The organism is Streptomyces sp. NPDC005262 (assembly GCF_042872425.1).
GTDB lineage: Bacteria > Actinomycetota > Actinomycetes > Streptomycetales > Streptomycetaceae > Streptomyces.
Genome location: NZ_JBIAKK010000039.1, coordinates 1,618 through 3,279 on the forward strand (window position 1 = coordinate 1,618; position 1,662 = coordinate 3,279).

Below are 1,662 nucleotides of genomic sequence, written 5' to 3' on the forward strand. Positions count from 1 at the left end.
AGTACAAGTCTGGTTCGTCGGCTCCACCACTACCCTCAACTCCGAAGAGATCGGGCCGGCTTCACGGACTTAGCATCGCCTGATTCAGTATTGGGCGTTTCAAAGCGGGTACCGGAATATCAACCGGTTGTCCATCGACTACGCCTGTCGGCCTCGCCTTAGGTCCCGACTTACCCTGGGCAGATCAGCTTGACCCAGGAACCCTTAGTCAATCGGCGCACACGTTTCTCACGTGTGTATCGCTACTCATGCCTGCATTCTCACTCGTGAACCGTCCACAACTCGCTTCCGCGGCTGCTTCACCCGGCACACGACGCTCCCCTACCCATCCCAGCAGGCGTTGGCCCTATACGCTGGAATGACACGACTTCGGCGGTACGCTTGAGCCCCGCTACATTGTCGGCGCGGAATCACTTGACCAGTGAGCTATTACGCACTCTTTCAAGGGTGGCTGCTTCTAAGCCAACCTCCTGGTTGTCTCTGCGACTCCACATCCTTTCCCACTTAGCGTACGCTTAGGGGCCTTAGTCGATGCTCTGGGCTGTTTCCCTCTCGACCATGGAGCTTATCCCCCACAGTCTCACTGCCGTGCTCTCACTTACCGGCATTCGGAGTTTGGCTAAGGTCAGTAACCCGGTAGGGCCCATCGCCTATCCAGTGCTCTACCTCCGGCAAGAAACACACGACGCTGCACCTAAATGCATTTCGGGGAGAACCAGCTATCACGGAGTTTGATTGGCCTTTCACCCCTAACCACAGGTCATCCCCCAGGTTTTCAACCCTGGTGGGTTCGGTCCTCCACGAAGTCTTACCTCCGCTTCAACCTGCCCATGGCTAGATCACTCCGCTTCGGGTCTTGAGCGCGCTACTAAAACGCCCTATTCGGACTCGCTTTCGCTACGGCTTCCCCACACGGGTTAACCTCGCAACACACCGCAAACTCGCAGGCTCATTCTTCAAAAGGCACGCAGTCACGACATACAAGCAAGCTTGCATGCGACGCTCCCACGGCTTGTAGGCACACGGTTTCAGGTACTATTTCACTCCGCTCCCGCGGTACTTTTCACCATTCCCTCACGGTACTATCCGCTATCGGTCACCAGGGAATATTTAGGCTTAGCGGGTGGTCCCGCCAGATTCACACGGGATTTCTCGGGCCCCGTGCTACTTGGGTGTCTCTTAAACGAGCCGTCAATGTTTCAGCTACGGGGGTCTTACCCTCTACGCCGGACCTTTCGCATGTCCTTCGCCTACATCAACGGTTTCTGACTCGTCTCACAGCCGGCAGACTATGAAAAAGAGATCCCACAACCCCGCATGCGCAACCCCTGCCGGGTATCACACGCATACGGTTTGGCCTCATCCAGTTTCGCTCGCCACTACTCCCGGAATCACGGTTGTTTTCTCTTCCTGAGGGTACTGAGATGTTTCACTTCCCCTCGTTCCCTCCACACTGCCTATGTGTTCAGCAGCGGGTGACAGCCCATGACGACTGCCGGGTTTCCCCATTCGGACACCCCCGGATCAAAGCTCGGTTGACAGCTCCCCGGGGCCTATCGTGGCCTCCCACGTCCTTCATCGGTTCCTGGTGCCAAGGCATCCACCGTGCGCCCTTAAAAACTTGGCCACAGATGCTCGCGTCCACTGTGCAGTTCTCAAACA

The 1,662-nt window shown here is 56.7% G+C and carries 1 rRNA gene (only partly in view); it reads right to left on the reverse strand.

Annotated elements, in window-relative coordinates:
- Positions 1–1,627 (reverse strand): 23S ribosomal RNA (locus ACFYP5_RS38585); it reaches 1,595 nt to the left of the window's first position.
- Positions 1,628–1,662: the final 35 nt, after the last annotated feature.